Annotated in this window: 17 protein-coding genes; 7 read left to right on the top strand and 10 right to left on the bottom strand. The window is 65.1% G+C overall.

The features are described from left to right. Positions 1-39: 39 nt before the first annotated feature. From dnaG to AC3WUF_RS16270, 4 genes are all read right to left on the bottom strand, one after another. The gene (gene dnaG / locus AC3WUF_RS16255) at positions 40-1,812 is read right to left on the bottom strand and encodes a DNA primase (RefSeq protein ID WP_492427491.1); all 1,773 of its coding nucleotides are present in this window, start codon (positions 1,810-1,812) and stop codon (positions 40-42) included. 88 nt (positions 1,813-1,900) lie between these two features. Next, complete coding sequence (locus tag AC3WUF_RS16260; RefSeq protein ID WP_492427493.1) at positions 1,901-2,350, bottom strand: GatB/YqeY domain-containing protein; 450 nt, start codon at positions 2,348-2,350, stop codon at positions 1,901-1,903. A 66-nt stretch (positions 2,351-2,416) separates the two neighbouring features. Beyond that, positions 2,417-2,632 carry a 30S ribosomal protein S21 gene (rpsU, locus tag AC3WUF_RS16265; RefSeq protein WP_492427495.1) on the bottom strand — a complete coding sequence of 72 codons (216 nt, stop codon included), beginning with the start codon at positions 2,630-2,632 and terminating at the stop codon, positions 2,417-2,419. Positions 2,633-2,777: 145 nt separating this feature from the next. Continuing rightward, positions 2,778-3,035 (bottom strand): accessory factor UbiK family protein, encoded by a 258-nt coding sequence (locus AC3WUF_RS16270; RefSeq protein WP_492427497.1) that lies wholly within the window; start codon positions 3,033-3,035, stop codon positions 2,778-2,780. 247 nt (positions 3,036-3,282) lie between these two features. Between AC3WUF_RS16270 and glnK the strand changes: the two genes are divergently transcribed. The 4 genes from glnK (at position 3,283) to AC3WUF_RS16290 (ending at position 7,042) form a co-directional block, all read left to right on the top strand. Next, a complete protein-coding gene (gene glnK, locus AC3WUF_RS16275; protein ID WP_492427499.1) occupies positions 3,283-3,621 on the top strand; it encodes a P-II family nitrogen regulator in 339 nt (112 codons plus the stop codon). Between the two features lie 16 nt (positions 3,622-3,637). Beyond that, on the top strand, positions 3,638-5,152 hold the full coding sequence (locus AC3WUF_RS16280) for an ammonium transporter (RefSeq protein ID WP_492428417.1): 1,515 nt from the start codon (positions 3,638-3,640) through the stop codon (positions 5,150-5,152). A 178-nt stretch (positions 5,153-5,330) separates the two neighbouring features. Further along, the gene (locus AC3WUF_RS16285; RefSeq protein ID WP_492427501.1) at positions 5,331-5,669 is read left to right on the top strand and encodes a P-II family nitrogen regulator; all 339 of its coding nucleotides are present in this window, start codon (positions 5,331-5,333) and stop codon (positions 5,667-5,669) included. 80 nt (positions 5,670-5,749) lie between these two features. After that, positions 5,750-7,042 (top strand): ammonium transporter, encoded by a 1,293-nt coding sequence (locus AC3WUF_RS16290; RefSeq protein ID WP_492427503.1) that lies wholly within the window; start codon positions 5,750-5,752, stop codon positions 7,040-7,042. On the opposite strand, the gene AC3WUF_RS16295 is transcribed toward AC3WUF_RS16290, so the two are convergent. After that, positions 7,039-7,311 (bottom strand): CDGSH iron-sulfur domain-containing protein, encoded by a 273-nt coding sequence (locus AC3WUF_RS16295; RefSeq protein WP_492427505.1) that lies wholly within the window; start codon positions 7,309-7,311, stop codon positions 7,039-7,041. The two genes, AC3WUF_RS16290 and AC3WUF_RS16295, sit on opposite strands and share 4 nt — an antisense overlap. Before the next feature lie 81 nt (positions 7,312-7,392). On the opposite strand from AC3WUF_RS16295, the gene AC3WUF_RS16300 reads away from it, so the two are divergent. Beyond that, on the top strand, positions 7,393-7,839 hold the full coding sequence (locus AC3WUF_RS16300; protein ID WP_492427507.1) for a DUF4124 domain-containing protein: 447 nt from the start codon (positions 7,393-7,395) through the stop codon (positions 7,837-7,839). Positions 7,840-7,900: 61 nt separating this feature from the next. On the opposite strand, the gene speE is transcribed toward AC3WUF_RS16300, so the two are convergent. Further along, positions 7,901-8,752, bottom strand: coding sequence for a polyamine aminopropyltransferase (speE, locus tag AC3WUF_RS16305; protein WP_492427509.1), 852 nt, complete (start codon positions 8,750-8,752; stop codon positions 7,901-7,903). Between the two features lie 94 nt (positions 8,753-8,846). Between speE and speA the strand changes: the two genes are divergently transcribed. Both speA and AC3WUF_RS16315 read left to right on the top strand, forming a co-directional pair. Beyond that, entirely contained in the window at positions 8,847-10,739 is a 1,893-nt protein-coding gene (gene speA / locus AC3WUF_RS16310) for a biosynthetic arginine decarboxylase (protein ID WP_492427511.1), read from the top strand. A gap of 207 nt (positions 10,740-10,946) precedes the next feature. Next, complete coding sequence (locus tag AC3WUF_RS16315) at positions 10,947-12,485, top strand: trypsin-like serine peptidase (protein ID WP_492427513.1); 1,539 nt, start codon at positions 10,947-10,949, stop codon at positions 12,483-12,485. A gap of 53 nt (positions 12,486-12,538) precedes the next feature. Here the strand turns inward: AC3WUF_RS16315 and AC3WUF_RS16320 are convergent, their stop codons facing one another. From AC3WUF_RS16320 to AC3WUF_RS16335, 4 genes are all read right to left on the bottom strand, one after another. Continuing rightward, the gene (locus tag AC3WUF_RS16320) at positions 12,539-13,435 is read right to left on the bottom strand and encodes an alpha/beta fold hydrolase (protein WP_492427515.1); all 897 of its coding nucleotides are present in this window, start codon (positions 13,433-13,435) and stop codon (positions 12,539-12,541) included. A gap of 32 nt (positions 13,436-13,467) precedes the next feature. After that, positions 13,468-14,814: a hypothetical protein gene (locus tag AC3WUF_RS16325; RefSeq protein ID WP_492427517.1), complete on the bottom strand. Its 1,347-nt coding sequence runs from the start codon at positions 14,812-14,814 to the stop codon at positions 13,468-13,470. Between the two features lie 55 nt (positions 14,815-14,869). After that, positions 14,870-16,054: an acetyl-CoA C-acyltransferase family protein gene (locus AC3WUF_RS16330; RefSeq protein ID WP_492427519.1), complete on the bottom strand. Its 1,185-nt coding sequence runs from the start codon at positions 16,052-16,054 to the stop codon at positions 14,870-14,872. A 78-nt stretch (positions 16,055-16,132) separates the two neighbouring features. Beyond that, complete coding sequence (locus tag AC3WUF_RS16335) at positions 16,133-16,891, bottom strand: SDR family NAD(P)-dependent oxidoreductase (protein WP_492427520.1); 759 nt, start codon at positions 16,889-16,891, stop codon at positions 16,133-16,135. Positions 16,892-16,905: the final 14 nt, after the last annotated feature.

Genomic DNA, 16,905 nt, shown 5'->3' on the forward strand with positions numbered 1-16,905 from the left:
CACGTCGGGAGCGCGGAACCGCCTATTATACTGCCCGCCCTAGGTTTCAGGCGAACGTGCTGACAACTGTGCCGTAAGTGCGCCTAACTCCTTGGTTTCGGTTTCGGATAAATCCCGAATCCGAGCCTGTGCAAGCAGCTCGTTGACGCGGCCCCGCAGGCCGCGCCGGGTCAGTCTGGCGAGGCCATCGATGAACTCGATTTCGATCGCCGCCGGTTCCAGTTCCGGGCTGCCTTCCGCCATCAAGCGGCCGATGGCCTGGCCTTGCGGCGTGTCCTTCCAGGCCTCCGCCAGCTGGGCGGCATGCGCGCCCGGATTGGCGAGAAAGTAGTCGAGCGCGTTGACCAGCACGCCGACGCCCGGCACATCGCATTGTTCGAGCAGCTGCAGGTTGTCGGCGCGCTCGGCGAGCGTCGGCTGTTCGAGCAGCAGCTGCAGCAGGTGCTTCACCGGTCGCCCGGCGCCCGGATCGCGGGTCGCGGCGGGCGTTGCCGCGGTGTTGTTGGCCGTCGGCGCGGCGGCATCGCTGCGGCGCAGGCTGTTCTCGATATCGCCGCGCGACATGCGCGTGATCCGCGCCAACTCGTCGAGCATCAACATCCGCAGCGGGCCTTCGCGCAGCTTGTCGACATGCGGGCGTGCCAGCGCGACCAGGCGTGCACGGCCTTCCATCGCGCCAAGATTCACCTGCTTGGTCAGTTCGCCGAGCAGGAACTGCGACAGCGGCTGCGCCTGAGTCACAAGTTCATTGAACGCGGCGCTGCCGATCTCCTGCACCAAGGTGTCCGGGTCGTGGCCATCCGGCAGGAACATGAACAGGCACTCGCGCCCTTCATGGAGCTCCGGCAGCGCCTGTTCAAGAGCGCGCCAGGCTGCGGCGCGGCCGGCACGATCGCCGTCGAAGCAGAAGACCAGCTTGCTGGTGTTCTTGAAGATCAACTGCAGATGCTCGCGCGTCGTCGCGGTGCCAAGCGTCGCGACCGCACCGCCGACGCCGTGCTGCGAGAGCATGACGACATCCATGTAGCCTTCGACGACGATCAGGTGCGGCAGGGTCGCCGGACCGTTCTGCTTCGCTTCATACAGGCCGTAAAGATTGCGGCCCTTGTGGAACAGCGGCGTTTCCGGCGAGTTCAGATACTTGGCCGGATCGTTGCCCAGCGTGCGGCCGCCGAAGCCGATGACGCGGCCGCGCGTATCGCGGATCGGGAACATCACGCGGTTGCGGAAGCGGTCGTAGCAGTCGCGCCCGCTCTGAGCGCCGCCGTCCTTGCGGATCAGCAATCCGGCATCGACGGCATGCTGGGTTTCCTTGAGGAAAGTGGTCAGTCCGTCCCAGCTCTCGGGCGCGAAGCCGATGCCGTAGCGCTTGGCGGTCGCGCCGTCGACGCCGCGCTTCTTCAGATACTCGACCGCGACCGGGCTCAGGCGCAGGCGCTCGGTGAAGTAACGTTGCGCCGCGGCGAGCGCATCGAGCGGCCCGTCCATGACGACGCGCGCTTCATTGCCGCCTTCGCGCGGCACTTCGACGCCGGCGCGCTTGGCGAGCTCTTCGATGGCTTCGACGAAGCTGAGGCGATCGAACTCCATCAGGAAGCCGATCGCATTGCCGTTCTTGCCCGAGCTGAAGTCGAAGAACATCTGCTTCTGCGGGTTGACGTGGAACGAGGGGCTTTTCTCGTTGGTGAACGGCGACAGGCCCTTGAGCTCGCGCCCGGCGCGCTTGAGTTCCATGCGCGCGCTGATCAGCTCGACGATGTCCGTCCGAGCGAGAAGATCGTGGATGAAGCTATCTGGAATGCGACCGGCCATAGGATTCCGTCATTCCCGCGAAAGCGCGCAACCCTGTCAAGCCACCGCCCGTCGTCCCGCTCGCGGGGACGACGGAGAAAGGAGAAGCTCAGGCGCCCAGCTTGGCCTTGATCAGACCCGAGAGCTTGCCCATGTCGGTGCGGCCCTGAGCCTTGGGCTTGATCCAGCCCATGACCTTGCCCATGTCCTTGCCGCCGGCGGCGCCGGTTTCGGCAATCGCCTGATTGATCAGCGCGTCGACTTCTTCGGCGCTGAACTGCTGCGGCAGGTAGCCCATCAGCACGAGGATCTCGCTGGCTTCCTTGTCGGCGAGGTCCGGGCGGTTGCCGCTGCGGAACTGCGTCTCCGAATCGCGGCGCTGCTTGACCATCTTCTCGACGGCCGCGTGGACCACGGCATCGGTGATCTGCACCTGCTCGATGACTTCGCGCTGCTGGATTTCCGCCTGCAGCATGCGCAGCACGCCCAGACGCGGCTTGTCGCCGGCGCGCATGGCGGTTTTGACGTCTTCGACGATGCGGGTTCTGAGTTCGGACATGGCATTCCCTAAAACGCAAACTGCGGCCAGCGGCCGCAGTTGCTCACAGCGGGTACAGCGGACGCCTTAGTACAGGCGGACGCGACGGTTCGATTCGCGCTGGACCTTCTTGGCCTGGCGCTTGACCGCGGCGGCGCGCTTACGCTTGCGCTCCTGGCTCGGCTTTTCGAAGTACTCGTGCTTGCGCAGGTCGGTCAGGACGCCGGCCTTTTCGCAGGTGCGCTTGAAGCGACGGACTGCAACTTCGAAAGGCTCGTTGTCACGAACGCGTACAGAAGGCATGGAGACTCACTCTCTCAAAAACGGGCAGGGCAGGGCGGATGCCCAAAAAGGGCCGCGATTCTAGCCAAACCATCCCCGCCATGCAAACCCCGGGGTTCGGCAGGTGCCGGATGGGTGGCGGCCGGCCTCTATATATGGAGCGGCTTCAGCTCGTGGCCTTGAGCCGCGATTCGAGCTCGGCGAGGCGCTGCTCCATGCTCGCCAGACGGGCCTGGGTTTTCGCCAGCAGTTCGGCCTGGACATCGAAACGTTCGCGGCCGACCAAGTCCCACTTTTCGAGATTGGCGCGCAGCACGGCGCGGAAATTGTCTTCCAGCTCATGCCGCAGGCCCTTGAGGCCGGGCGGCAGCAGCTGGGACAGGCGGGCGGCGAGTTCTTCGAGTTGGCGGTTGTCTGGTTTCACGGGCGCCAGTGTCGAGGTTCATCGGGGCAGTTTCAAGCAAGCCGCCGTTTCGGCGGTTCTCGCGCGATGGTGCAGTGCCGGGCCCCAAATGCACCGAACTGGTGCGCGAGAAGGGATGCCAAGGCACCAAATGCAGCGGATGCCCAATTCCGGGCCGCTGGCACGCTCCGTGCTTTCTCCGTGTGCAGCCGCCGGAGTCAGAGGCTCCTTCGGTGGAACAACGCTTTCCGACTCAGGAGTGATGTCAATGAAACTAATCGCAGCCATCATCAAACCGTTCAAGCTGGACGAAGTGCGTGAAGCACTTTCGGATCTCGGCGTGGCCGGTATTACGGTGACTGAGGTGAAGGGATTCGGGCGCCAGAAAGGCCACACCGAACTCTACCGCGGTGCCGAATACGTGGTGGATTTCCTTCCCAAGGTCAAGATCGAAGTCGCCGTCGGCGACGACAAGCTCGAGGGGGCTATCGAAGCCATTACCAAGGCCGCGCATACCGGCAAGATTGGTGACGGCAAGATCTTTGTTTACACGCTGGATCAGGCCATCCGTATCCGTACGGGTGAATCCGGCAAAGACGCGCTGTAAAGGGGGCCATCCAATGATGCGTAAATTTTTGACTGTCGTGGCGCTAGCCGCGTGTTGCAGCCTGGCCCCGGCTTGGGCCCAGGAACCTACCGCCGAACCGACGGCTGCGGCTGTTGAAGCGGCCCCGGCGGCTGAAGCAGCGGTCGTGACGGAAGCGGTTGTCGTTGAAACCGCCGAAGCCGCTCCCGCGGAAGCGGCCCCGGTGGCGCCGACTTTCGACGGCGGCAACGTCGCCTGGATGCTGGTGTCGACCGCCTTCGTGCTGTTGATGTCGCTGCCGGGTCTGGCGCTGTTCTACGGCGGCATGGTCCGCCAGAAGAACATGCTGTCGACGATGACGCAGACCTTCGCGATCTTCTGCCTGATCGGTGTGCTGTGGTGCGTCTACGGCTACAGCCTGGCGTTCAGCGGCAGCGAACCGTTCATCGGTACGCTGGACAAGATGTTCCTGAAGGGCGTGGTCTATGACGCCAACGGCTTCTTCACCGCGACTGCGACGTTCAGCAAGGGCGTGGTGATTCCGGAGCTGCTGTTCGCCGTGTTCCAGATGACCTTCGCGTGCATCACGGTGGCCCTCATCGCCGGCGCCTACGCCGAGCGCATGAAGTTCAAGGCCGTGCTGATCTTCTCGGTGGTCTGGTTCACGCTGTCCTACCTGCCGATGGCCCACATGGTCTGGTGGTGGGCGGGTCCGGATGCCTACACCTCGGCGGAAGGCGTTGCTGATCTGAACGCAACCGCGGGTTACCTGTGGCAGCTCGGCGCGCTCGACTTCGCCGGCGGCACGGTCGTCCACATCAACGCCGGTATCGCTGGCCTGGTCTGCGCCATCATCCTCGGCAAGCGTTCGGGTTACGGCAAGGTCGCTATGGCGCCACACAGCCTGGTCATGAGCATGATCGGTGCTTCGTTGCTGTGGTTCGGCTGGTTCGGCTTCAACGCCGGTTCCAACCTCGAAGCCAACGGCTATGCCGTGCTGGCCTTCGCGAACACCGCTTTCGCCACCGCAGCTGCGGCGATCGCCTGGTTCTTCGCGGAGTGGATCTTCAAGGGCAAGCCGAGCCTGCTGGGCATCATCTCGGGCGCCATCGCCGGCCTCGTTGCGATCACCCCGGCTTGCGGCTTCGTCGGCATCACCGGCGGCCTGATCATCGGTGCGGTCTCGGGCTTCGTCTGCTTCTTCGCGGTGGCTTACCTGAAGAAGATGCTGGGCTATGACGATGCCCTCGATGCCTTCGGCGTCCACGCGGTGGGCGGCATCATCGGTGCGGTGCTGACCGGTGTGTTCGTCGATCCGGCCAAGGGCGGCGTCGGTGTCTACGCCGACTGGTTCACGATGGCGGTTGGCTACTCGCCGTCGCAGATCATGATCCAGATCAAGGCGGTCCTGATCGCGATCGTCCTCAGCGCCGTCGTCAGCGCGGTGACCCTGCTGATCCTCAAGTTCACGATCGGTATCCGAGTGACCGAGGAGCAGGAATCCGAAGGTCTGGACGTCTCCGAGCACGGCGAGAAGGCGTACAACATGTAAGCAGCACCGGGGCTGTGCTGGTCACAGCCCCGCCTCTCAGTTTCTCCGGTGGGATTGGGGCGGATGCGATGAGCATCCGCCCTTTTTTGTGGCTTCGATGCTGGCTCGAATGCCGGCGAATGCGCCTCAAAACAGTGCAAATGCTAGAATCCGCGGCCTGAACTCAGGGAGCCGCAACATGAAAATGCTGATTGCCATCATCAAGCCCTTCAAGCTCGATGCCGTGCGCGAAGCGCTGGCCGACATCGGTGTCCAGGGCATGACGGTGACTGAAGTCCGCGGGTTTGGCCGCCAGAAAGGCCACACCGAGTTGTACCGCGGCGCCGAGTACACGGTCGATCTGCTGCCGAAGATCAAGCTCGAAGTCGCGCTGGCGCCGGATCAGGTCGAGAAGGCAGTCGACGCGATCCAGAAGGCCGCCAAGACCGGCCAGATCGGCGACGGCAAGATCTTCATCTACGATCTCGACCAGACCGTCCGCATCCGTACCGGCGAGTCGGGCATCGACGCCGTCTAAGTCGTTCAAAACATAAAAACACCCCTGCGATCGTCCGATCAGCGGGGGTTTTCTAAATCTGCGATGGGTTTGGGGAGCGTATGAAAAAGCTTGCTTGGGGTTTGCTGGCGATGCTGCCGGGGACGGCGTTGGCTCAGGCCGAACTGAGCGGTGGCGACACCGCCTGGGTCATGACGTCGACCGCGCTGGTGCTGTTCATGAGCTTGCCGGGCCTGGCGCTGTTCTACGGCGGCCTGGTCCGCGCGAAGAACGTGCTGTCGGTGCTGATGCAGTGCTTCGCCATCGTCTGCGTCGTGTCGATCATCTGGCTGGTCTTCGGCTACAGCCTGGCGTTTGCGCCGGGCAATGGCTTCATCGGCGGCCTGTCCAAGGCGTTCTTCTACGGCGTCGGCGAGAACTCGCTGAACGGCACGATTCCCGAAACCGTGTTCGCGATGTACCAGCTGACCTTCGCGGCGATCACGCCGGCGCTGGTCGTCGGCGGTTTCGCCGAGCGCATGAAGTTCTCGGCGATGCTGCTGTTCTCGGTGCTGTGGCTGGTCGCGGTCTATCTGCCGGTCTGCCATTGGGTCTGGGCTGCCGACGGCTGGCTGTTCCAGCGCGGCCTGCTCGACTTCGCCGGCGGCACCGTCGTCCACATCACCGCCGGCGTTGCGGCACTCGTCGCGGCGCTCGTGCTCAAGCCGCGCCGCGGCTTCCTGCAGACGCCGATGATGCCGCACAACCTGACGATGACCGTCACCGGCGCCGGCATGCTGTGGGTCGGCTGGTTCGGTTTCAACGGCGGCTCGGCGTTGGGTGCCAACGGCAATGCCGGCATGGCGATCCTGGTGACGCATACCTCGGCCGCCGCCGGCGCGCTGATGTGGAGCGCGATCGAGTGGTTCAAGTACGGCAAGCCGTCCGCGCTGGGCATCGTCACCGGCATGGTCGCCGGCCTGGGCACCATCACGCCGGCCTCCGGCTACGTAGGGCCGGGCGGCGCGCTGGTGATCGGCCTGGTGGCCGGCTTTGTCTGCTTCTTCGCCACCCACGGGCTCAAGCGGGTGCTCAAGGTCGATGACTCGCTCGACGTGTTTCCGGTTCACGGCGTCGGCGGCATGCTCGGCACCTTCTTCGCCGGCATCTTCGCGTCGTCCGCACTGGGCGTGTTCAGCGGCCAGGGTTATGCCGAAGGCGTGACGATGAGCTCGCAGCTCGGCGTCCAGCTGCTCGGCATTGGCGCAACCATCGCTTACACGGCGGTGCTGACCTGGGGTCTGCTGAAGCTGATCGGCTTGTTCACTGGCCTGCGTGTCAGCGAAGAACACGAAACCGTCGGTCTGGACACCACACAGCACAACGAACGCGGCTACGACCTGCAATCGCTCTAAGGGGCGGCGGAGTCTGCGGGCAGCTTGTTATGCCGCCCATCGCAATGCGGTGGGTGGCGTGACTGCTTGCAGCCGCATAGCCAGACCGTGCGGGTCCGGCCGGTCACACTGAACTTCAGCGGGCTGAACGGCCCGCCGGCATGCGAGCCGTCGCAGAACGGCTGGCGCTGCGATTGTCCGCAGGCGCACCACAGGTAGTCTCCCGGCGTCAGGTCCAGCACGTAGGGGCCGCGGAACGCGCATTTAGGGCTGACGGAAGGTGCCGACATGGTCTGTTCGCATATACGTACTCGTGAGTAAATCGTACTAGACTCCTGCCACACCATTCCCTGAAGGATCAGAGAACGCCCATGCCCCTGACCAGACCGCTACTTCTGGCCGCACTTCTTGTCGCAACGTTTGGCGCCAGCGCCCAGCAGGTCTACAAGTGGGTCGATCCCAGCGGCAAGGTGCGTTTCAGCGATATGCCGCAGGCGGGCTGGAAGCGCGTGGATCCGGCCACGGGAGCGGCAATCGAGCCGACCGTCACGGCCAGCGATCCGGTGGCCGACGAGCCCGACACCGCAGGCGATGACCTCGTAACGGGCGACGACGTCGCCGAATCAACCGACGGCGAGCCGTCGCCGGCGCTCAAGGCGCAAGAATGCAAGCGCCGTAAGGATCAGCTCGCCACCTACCAGAGCGCCAACCGCATCGTCGAGCAGGATGCCAAGGGCAAGGAAAAGGTCTACTCCGAGACGGACCGCCTGAAGCTCATCGAAACCACGCAGCGGCAGGTCAAGGAACTCTGCGGCTAGCCCTGTCTTTGCCACGAAAAATGCGCCCTTCCGGGCGCATTTTTTTTGCCCGCTTCCGGGTTTACTGGCCGAGTGCCTTGCGCACGTAGTTCGGCAGCGCGAACGCACCGCGATGGGTGTCGGCGTTGTAGTACTGGGTGTCGAGCGCGGCGATGGTCTTCTCGTCCAGCCGCTGCGCGAGCGCGCCCGGTTTCTTGCAGGCGATCGAGCCCGACCACCAGCCGGACGGATAGATCGGCTGCGGGAAGTGCAGCAGATGGGTCTGGGCGAATCCGGCATCGCGCATTGCGGCGTGCATCTCCTGGATCAGCGACAGATGCAGCAGCGGCGACTCCGATTGCTGGACCAGCATGCCGTCCGGCGCCAGCGCCTTGATGCAGTCGAGGTAGAACTTCTTGCCGAACAGGCCCTCGGCCGGGCCGACCGGATCGGTCGAGTCGATGATGATCAGGTCGATCGAGCCCGGCTTGGCGTCCTTCATCCACTGGATGCCGTCGCCGAAGAACAGCGTTGCGCGCGGGTCGTTGTTCTTGTCGCACAGCTCGGGGAAATACTGCTCGGACAGGCGCGTGACGCGCTCGTCGATCTCGACCTGGGTGGCGGTCTTCACCTCGGGATGCTTGAGCACCTCGCGCAGCGTGCCGCAGTCACCGCCACCGACGACGACGACGTTCTTAGGATTCGGGTGCGAGTTCAGCGCCGGGTGCGACATCATCTCGTGATAGAGGAAATTGTCGCGCGTCGAGACCATCGTGCAGCCGTCGATCGTCATCAGGTAGCCGAAGGTCTCGGTCTTCCAGATCTCGATCTTCTGGTACGGCGTCTGCTCCTCGTGGAGCTTCTCGCCGGTCAGCGAAAAGGCCGTGCCGGTGGCTTCGACGGGTTCGGAAAACCAGCGTTGATCAAGGCTCATTTCAATATTCCGGCAATGGACTTATGGCGGTAAGGTCGCGGGCCGACACTACGGGCCCTAGAATGCGCGCGAGTATAAAGGTTGAAGCCCCAAAATGAATGACAGCACCGTGGCATGGACCGCCGAGCAGGCCTCCGATCTCTACAACATGCCGTACTGGGGCGAGGGCTACTTCGGCGTCAGCGCCGACGGCCATCTGCAGGTGCGGCCGTTCCGTGACCGCGACCCTTCGCAGATCGACCTCTATGCGCTGGCCCAGCGGCTCAAGACCGAGGGGCTGCAGCTGCCGGTGCTGGTGCGCTTCGTCAACATCCTGCACGACCGCGTCGACGCGCTGACCGGCGCGTTCGCCGATGTCATCAAGGAGCTTGAGTACAGCGGCCAGTACACCGCCGTGTACCCGATCAAGGTCAACCAGCAGGGCGATGTGATCCGCGAGATCGTCAGCCACGGCGGCGATCGTGTCGGTCTCGAAGCGGGCAGCAAGCCGGAGCTGGCGGCGGTGCTCGGCATGGCGCGGCCGGGCAGCGTCATCGTCTGCAACGGCTACAAGGATCGCGCCTACATCCGCCGTGCCTTGATCAGCGAGAAGCTCGGCCACAAGGTCTACATCGTCGTCGAGAAGCGCTCCGAGCTGCCGCTGGTCATCGAGGAATCCAAGCGTCTCGGCGTCGCGCCGCGCATCGGCCTGCGCGTGCGCCTGGCGTCGATCAGCGCCGGCAAGTGGCAGAACACCGGCGGCGAGAAATCCAAGTTCGGCCTGTCCTGTGCGCAGGTGCTGGCGGCGGTCGACGAGCTGCGCGCGGCGGGGTGCCTGGACGCGGTGCAGATGGTGCATTTCCATCTCGGCTCGCAGGTTGCCAACGTGCAGGACATCGCGCGCGGCATGCGCGAAGCGGCGCGCTTCTATACCGAGCTGCGCGCGCTCGGCGTGCCGGTCGCGGTCGTCGATGTCGGCGGCGGCCTCGGCGTCGACTACGAAGGCACGCGCTCGCGCTCTTCGTGCTCGATGAACTACACGACGCGCGAGTACGCGCGCAATGTCGTGCGCACGCTGCAGGACGTCTGCGCGCAGGCCGGCCAGCCGGAGCCGCACATCATTTCCGAGTCCGGCCGTGCATTGACCGCGCATCACGCGGTGCTGATCACCGACGTCATCGATCACGAGACCGTGCAGGTCCGCGCGGTGCCGCCGGTCGGCGACGACGAGCCTGCCGTGCTGCAGGAGCTGCGCACACTGCAAGCCGATCTGGCTTCGCGCGGCCCGCTGGAATGCCTGCATGATGCCGCTGCGTTTCTTCAAGAGGCGCAAGCGCAGTACACGCACGGCTCGCTGACCTTGCGCCAGCGCGCGGATGCCGAAGTGCTCTACTACGCGGTCTGCCACGGCTTGCAGCCGAAGCTGGATCCGAGCATCCGCGCGCATCGCGAGGCGCTTGATGAACTGCGCGAGAAACTCGCCGAAAAGTATTTCTGCAATTTCTCGGTGTTCCAGTCGGTGCCGGACGCCTGGGCGATCGACCAGGTGTTTCCGATCGTGCCGGTGCATCGCCTCAACGAACGGCCGAACGTACGCGCGAGCCTCTGCGATCTGACCTGCGATTCCGACGGCCGCCTCGACCAGTACGTCGACCGCGGCGGTCTGGAGCCAACGCTGCCGATGCATGCGCTGCGCGACGGCGAGCAGTATCTGGTGGCGTTCTTCATGGTCGGCGCATACCAGGAAATCCTCGGCGACATGCACAACCTGTTCGGCGACACCAATGCCGTCAATGTCGTCCTCGATGGCAAGGGTGGCTGGAATCTCGAAGGCGCAGAGCACGGCGACCGCACCGACGAGCTGCTGCGCTATGTTCACCTGCTGCCGGAAACCCTCAGCGCGGCGTATCGCGAAAAGCTGGAGCGCAGCAATCTGAGCCAGGCCGAGCGCATCGCGTTTCTTGAAGAACTGGATGCGGGCCTGACCGGCTACACCTACCTGTCCTGACGCACCGGCACCGCGCGCGGTAACTGTGAACCAGCGCTCAAGGCGCTGGTGTTTCTCCAGTCGGGCATCCCCCAGCAAGGGGGTATTAAAAGCGACGGCTCGGCGTATGCTGAGTTGACACGGTGTCAACCGTGCACGTCGGACGCAGGGACGCGCGGCGAATCCTAATCCGCTTTATGCGTTCACCTGACTTTGGGGGTCAGAACCATGCGTCTTCGCTTGTTGCTGTCGGCGGCGTTGTTGGCCGTCTGTTCCACGCCGGCGGCCTATGCCGCCTTCCAAGCCGATCTTTCCGCGCTCGACGAGCTGCCGCTGCATGTTGCGCCGGCGGATGTCCTCGCCAAATCGATTGCCCGTGACCGCCAGCACAAGGGCAGCGGTCCGCAGCTGTTCGCGGCGACGGCGCGCCTGCCGCTATCGCTGGCCGACGGCGTATGGGATGAGCCGCAGGCTGGCACCTCGCGCTGGCGCACGCGCGTCTATTCGTCCGGCGCCAAGGCGCTGATGATGGAGTTCGGCCGAGTTGCGCTGCCGGCCACCGCACAGCTGCGCATCTACGACGTTGCCGGCAAGACCGTGCAGGGGCCGTACAGCGCGGAGAACCTGTCGGCCAACGGCCGCCTGTGGACCGCGATGGTCCCGGGCGACATGGCCGTTATCGAACTCTCGCTGCCGAGCGCACAGCGCGCCGGCGCGGCGCTGGATCTCGCACGTGTCGCTCACGCCTGGCGCGATCCGCGCGACGTGCAGGACATAGGCTCTTCGACCGCCTGCGAGATCAACGTTGCCTGCCCGCTTGGCAATGCCTGGCGCAACCAGATCCGTTCGGTCGTGAAGCTGCAGATTCCGGTCGGCGATTCGGTGGGCTCCTGCTCCGGCGCGCTGGTGAACAACTTCGCCGAGGACGCAAAGCCTTACATCCTGACCGCGCATCACTGCGAGATCCGCTCGGCGAACGCCGGCGACATCGTCGTCTACTGGAACTTCCAGAACAGCACCTGCGAAGGCGCGGCGGATGCCAGCGATACGCAGAACATCACCGGCACGACGGTCGTCGCGCTGAGCCAGGCACACGACATGGCGCTGCTGCGTGTCAGCAGCAAGCCGCCGGCGTCGTACAACGTGTTCTATGCCGGCTTCGATGCCAGCAACAGCGCCGTCACCGACGGCGTCGGCATCCACCATCCGGCGGGCGACGTGAAGAAGATCAGCGAGTTCACCAGCGCCCCGGAGAAGGGCCCGGCGGGTGTCGACGGCTACGAAGAAGTGCCGGCCTGGATCGTGACCTGGAGCCAGGGCGTCACCGAGCCGGGCTCGTCAGGCTCGCCGCTGTGGAACCAGGACAAGCTGGTGATCGGCGTGCTCAGCGGCGGCGCTTCGGAATGCGCCGATGCCTCGCTGACCGACTCCTATGCGCGTATCGACCAGCAGTGGCTGGGCGGCGGCACGGCGGGCAGCCAGCTCAAGGCCTGGCTGGATCCGGCCAACAGCGGCAATCGTCGTCTGCTCGGCAAGAACGCCAGCGCGCTCGGTGCGACGCCAGCGCCTACCGCGACGCCGACCGGTGCGCCGACGCCAACACCGACCGCGATTCCGACAGCGGCCCCGACGGCGACAGCCACGCCTGAGCCGACCGAAACCCCGGAGCCGGAAGAAAACGGCGGTGGCGGCGGCGCGAGCAATCCTTTCGCGCTGGCCCTGCTCGGTCTGGGCGCGCTGTTGCGCCGGCGCCGGCTCAGCCTCTGAGCGGCTGATCGATCAAAGACGCCGGCCCATGTGCCGGCGTCTTTGTTTCCGCGCTAGGCGGCGGCGAGGAACTCGCGCAGTTCGCGATTGAAGCGGCGCGGCGCCTCGAACGGAATCGCATGGCCGCAGTTGTCGATCGTCACGACATTCGCGTGCGGGACGAGCTTGGCGATGTGGGCCTGACCCGCTGCGGGGTACATCACCGAATCGCGCCCGATGAGTACCGTCATCGGCACTTCGATCTTCGGCAGCGAGGGGCGCCAGTCGTAGTCGCCCTCCATGTACGAGAACACGCTGTCCAGATAGATCGACCAGTTCGTCGTCGGCGTTACGCGACGGATCAGCAGCTCATGCTGCGCCAGGCGGCTGAACATTTTCCAGTGCCGGCGATGGAACGCGGCACCGAAGAACTCGGCCAGGCTGCTCCACAGCGAGCGGCGCAGCGCCCGCGGTAATTGCTCGTAAGGCAGGCCGCGATAGGCCTTGAGCTGATCCATGACCGCCTGCCAGTGCCCGAGCCGATCGGCCTGCGCGCTGCCGAGCAGTCCGTGCTGCCAGTCTTCGCCGTTGCGCACACAGGGTGACTGGTCGATGTGCAGGTAGCTGTGGATGCGCTCGAAGCCATGCAGGCGGTGATATTGCATCGCCGTGCAGGCGCCCATCGACAGGCCGCCGAGGCGGATGTCGTGCAGGTTCAGACCCTTGATCAGATCGGCAAGATCGTTGGCGTGCTGGCTGAGCAGGCAGCTGTCGCTCAACGCGAGTTCGTGCGAACCGCCGAAGCCGCGCAGGTCCGGCAGGATGAAGCGATAGCGCTGCATCAGCGGAATGGCGAACGGCAGCCATAGCGAAGCAGGCATCGCAAATCCGTGCAGCAGGACGACCGGCTCGCCGCGGCCGAGATCGTGATAGTGCAGCTTGGCGCCGTCGCGCATGCGTAGATAAGGCATGCGCGCCAGCCTACGGACAATCAGGATTTTTGCTACTGCGGGCCCGGGCAGTGGAGCGGCTGGCCGAGGCGCGCCTGGTAGTAGCGGTTCGCCAACTCGAGTTGCGGATCGCTCGTAGCCAGATGGGCCGATCCTTCGAACCAGGGGGCGGCGCGCTTGCGGTAGTCGCCGAAGTAGTCGCTGCCGTAAAAGCCGGCCCATGCCGTGGCGCCGCACAGCAGGGCGATCAGCGCGATGCTTCGATGCCTTGCGTTCAATCGGGTCGTCGCGCGATGCGCGGCCAGGCCGAGCAGCAGCAACAAGGGCGCGATCGCGCCGATGCTGCGCAGCGTATGCGGATTGCGATCCCAGGTCAGTGCGGCGGGGAGCAGGGCCGCAATGAACAAGCCGAGCAACAGAACGCCATCGCGGCTCACAAACAACCGGGGCGACAGTGCCAGCGCGCACAACAGAACCACCAACTCCACGGGGCCGATGGGCCCGCCGAATCCGGTGCCGTGGTGCAGGTTGATCCCTCCGCGCCAGAACAGATAGCGCGGGTCCAGGTTGACCAGCAGATTGTCGAACGCGATCCGCGGCAGATCGCGGACAGTCAGGTTCTGCCCGCCCAGCCAGTCGGGGTTCCAGATGGCGAGCGTCTGGCTGCGCAATGCGAACTCGGCATCAAACGCATACAGGTAAAGGAGCGGCGCGACGAGCACGCCGAACAGGATGGCGCCGTACCAGAATGCCGCGTCCGTTCTCCAGCTCCGATCGACGAGCAGCAACCATGCGGCCGAAGCGAGCAGCTGGATCCGCAAAGGCGGATAGGCGTACGCCGCTAACGCAGCGGCCATCGCGGCCAGACACCACAGCAGACGCCGCTGGCCGCTCGGCCGCTCGGCCTGACGCGCAATCCAGAACGCGGCGAATGCAATGCCGGTCCACGTGGCACCGACGATCGGATCCCAGAAGACGCGCGACAGCACAAACAGCCATGGCGAGCAAAGTCCGATCAGCAGCGTCAGCGCGGCCGCCGGCAGGCTGCGCGTGGTCAGGCCGATGGCGGTGGCAATCGCCAGGGCCAGCAGCAGACCATGGGCCGCGACGAAGGCGCGCAGCGCGCTTTCCGATGCGCCGAACAACGCTGTCCACGCCGCCGCCGGATACAGCAGCGGTGCGGAGACTTGACCGCCGGCGAGCACCGGCGAGTACAGGGGCCAGCGCGTGCCGTGCGCGTCGGCCTGAGTTCGTTCGATGCAGACGACCTGTGCCGCGATAGCGGCTTCGTCCAGATAGAAGCCGGGAGGTACGCGATCGAGAGCGGCGAACCGGGCGACGACCAGCGCGCCGATGAGCAGAATCAGCCATGACAAGCCCAGCTTCTGCAGCAGACTCATGCGGCGGTTCCGGTATCGCGGGCCGGACGATCGGCCGGCCCGCGATCCGCGGCGATCAGACGCGTTCGAAAATGGTCGCGATGCCCTGGCCGCCGCCGATGCACATCGTCGCCAGTGCGTAGCGGCCCTGCAGCCGCTGCAGCTCGTAGATCGCCTTGGTGACGATCATGGTGCCGGTCGCGCCGACCGGATGGCCGAGCGAGATGCCCGAGCCGTTCGGATTGACCTTGGCCGGATCGAAGCCGAGTTCCTTGGATACCGCGCAGGCCTGTGCGGCAAAGGCCTCGTTGGCCTCGATGACATCGAGATCCTTGATCGCGATGCCGGCGCGCTTCAGCGCCTGCTGCGTCGCCGGTACCGGGCCGATACCCATGTAGGCGGGCTCGACGCCGGCGTGGCCGTAGGAAACCAGACGTGCGAGCGGCTTGAGGTTGAGCGCCTTGACCTGTTCCCCCGAAGCAAGCACGACCGATGCCGCGCCGTCGTTGAGGCTCGACGCATTGCCGGCCGTGACCAGACCGTCCTTCTTGAACACCGGCTTGAGCTTGGCGAGGCTTTCGGCCGTCGTGTCGCCGCGCACGTTCTCGTCGGTGTCAAAGCTGATCACGCCCTTGCGCGTCTTGATCTCGACGTTGACGATCTGGCTCTTGAAACGGCCTTCGGCAATCGCCTTCGCCGCGCGCTGCTGGCTTTCCGCGGCGAGCTGATCCTGCATCTCGCGCGTGATGCCGAACCGTTCGGCGACATTCTCGGCGGTGATGCCCATGTGAAAAGCCTGGAACGGGTCATGCAGGATGCCGTTCATGTAATCGATCATCTGCGTGTCGCCCAAACGTGCGCCCCAGCGCGCGTTCGGCACGATGTACGGGCCGCGGCTCATCGACTCCGCGCCGGCGCCGATCGCAATGCCGGCGTCGCCGAGCAGGATCGTCTGCGCGGCGGAAACGATCGCCTGCATGCCGGAGCCGCACAGACGGTTGACGTTGTAGGCCGGCGTCTCTTTGGAAATGCCGGCGTTCACCGAAGCCAGCCGGCTCAGGTAGGCGTCGCGCGTCTCGGTCGGAATCACCGTGCCCATGACGACGTGACCGACCTGATCGCCACTGATGCCGGCGCGCTCCAGGGACGCCTTGATCGCGGTGGTCGCGAGATCCGCCAGCGGCACATCCTTCAGCGTGCCGCCGTAGGAGCCGATCGCGGTGCGCACTGCGCTGACGACGAAGATTTCAGGCTTGGACATGATTCGATTCCGGTAATGAGTGGGGCGGCGGCACGCTAAAGCAAATGCCGCCGCGAATAAATACCTGTGCGGGTAGGGTCAGGCGCGATGGATGGTCAACGGCGAAAAAGTCTGCGCGACCGGCATCATCGAGATCGTATTGATGTTGACGTGCGCGGGGCGCGTCGCAATCCAGTGCACCGCCTCGGCGATGTCCTCGGCCGACATCGGGGTGACCTTGTCGTAGATCTTCGCGGCGCGCGCGTCGTCGCCGTGGAAGCGCACGTTGGAGAACTCCGTTCCGCCGCAGAGTCCGGGTTCGACGTTGCTGACACGTACCGCCGTGCCAGCCAGGTCGGCGCGCAGGTTCAGCGAAAAATGACGGACAAAGGCCTTGGTGCCGCCATAGACATTGCCACCCGGATACGGCCACTCGCCGGCGACCGAGCCGATATTGACGACATGGCCGCGGTTGCGCGCCACCATGCCCGGCAACAGCGCGCGGGTCATGTACATCAGGCCCTTGATGTTGGTGTCGACCATGCGCTCCCAATCGTCCATCACGGCCTTGTGCGCCGGCTCGAGGCCGAGGGCGAGGCCGGCGTTGTTGATCAGCACGTCGACTTCGGCGAATTCCGCCGGCAACTCGGCCAGCGCGGTTTCGATCGCCTTGGCGTCGCGCACATCGAAGGTCAGCGGCAATGCCAGCGGGCCAAGCTCGGCGGCCAGCTTGCGCAGGCGCTCGCCGCGGCGGCCGCTGATGATGACGCGGCAGCCATCGGCAACGAAGCGGCGTGCGATGGCCATGCCAAAGCCGGCGCTGGCGCCGGTGACGAAGACGACGCGGGAGGAATTCACGGGTTGCTCTGCAA

This window comes from Fontimonas sp. FW305-C-3, from assembly GCF_058783185.1.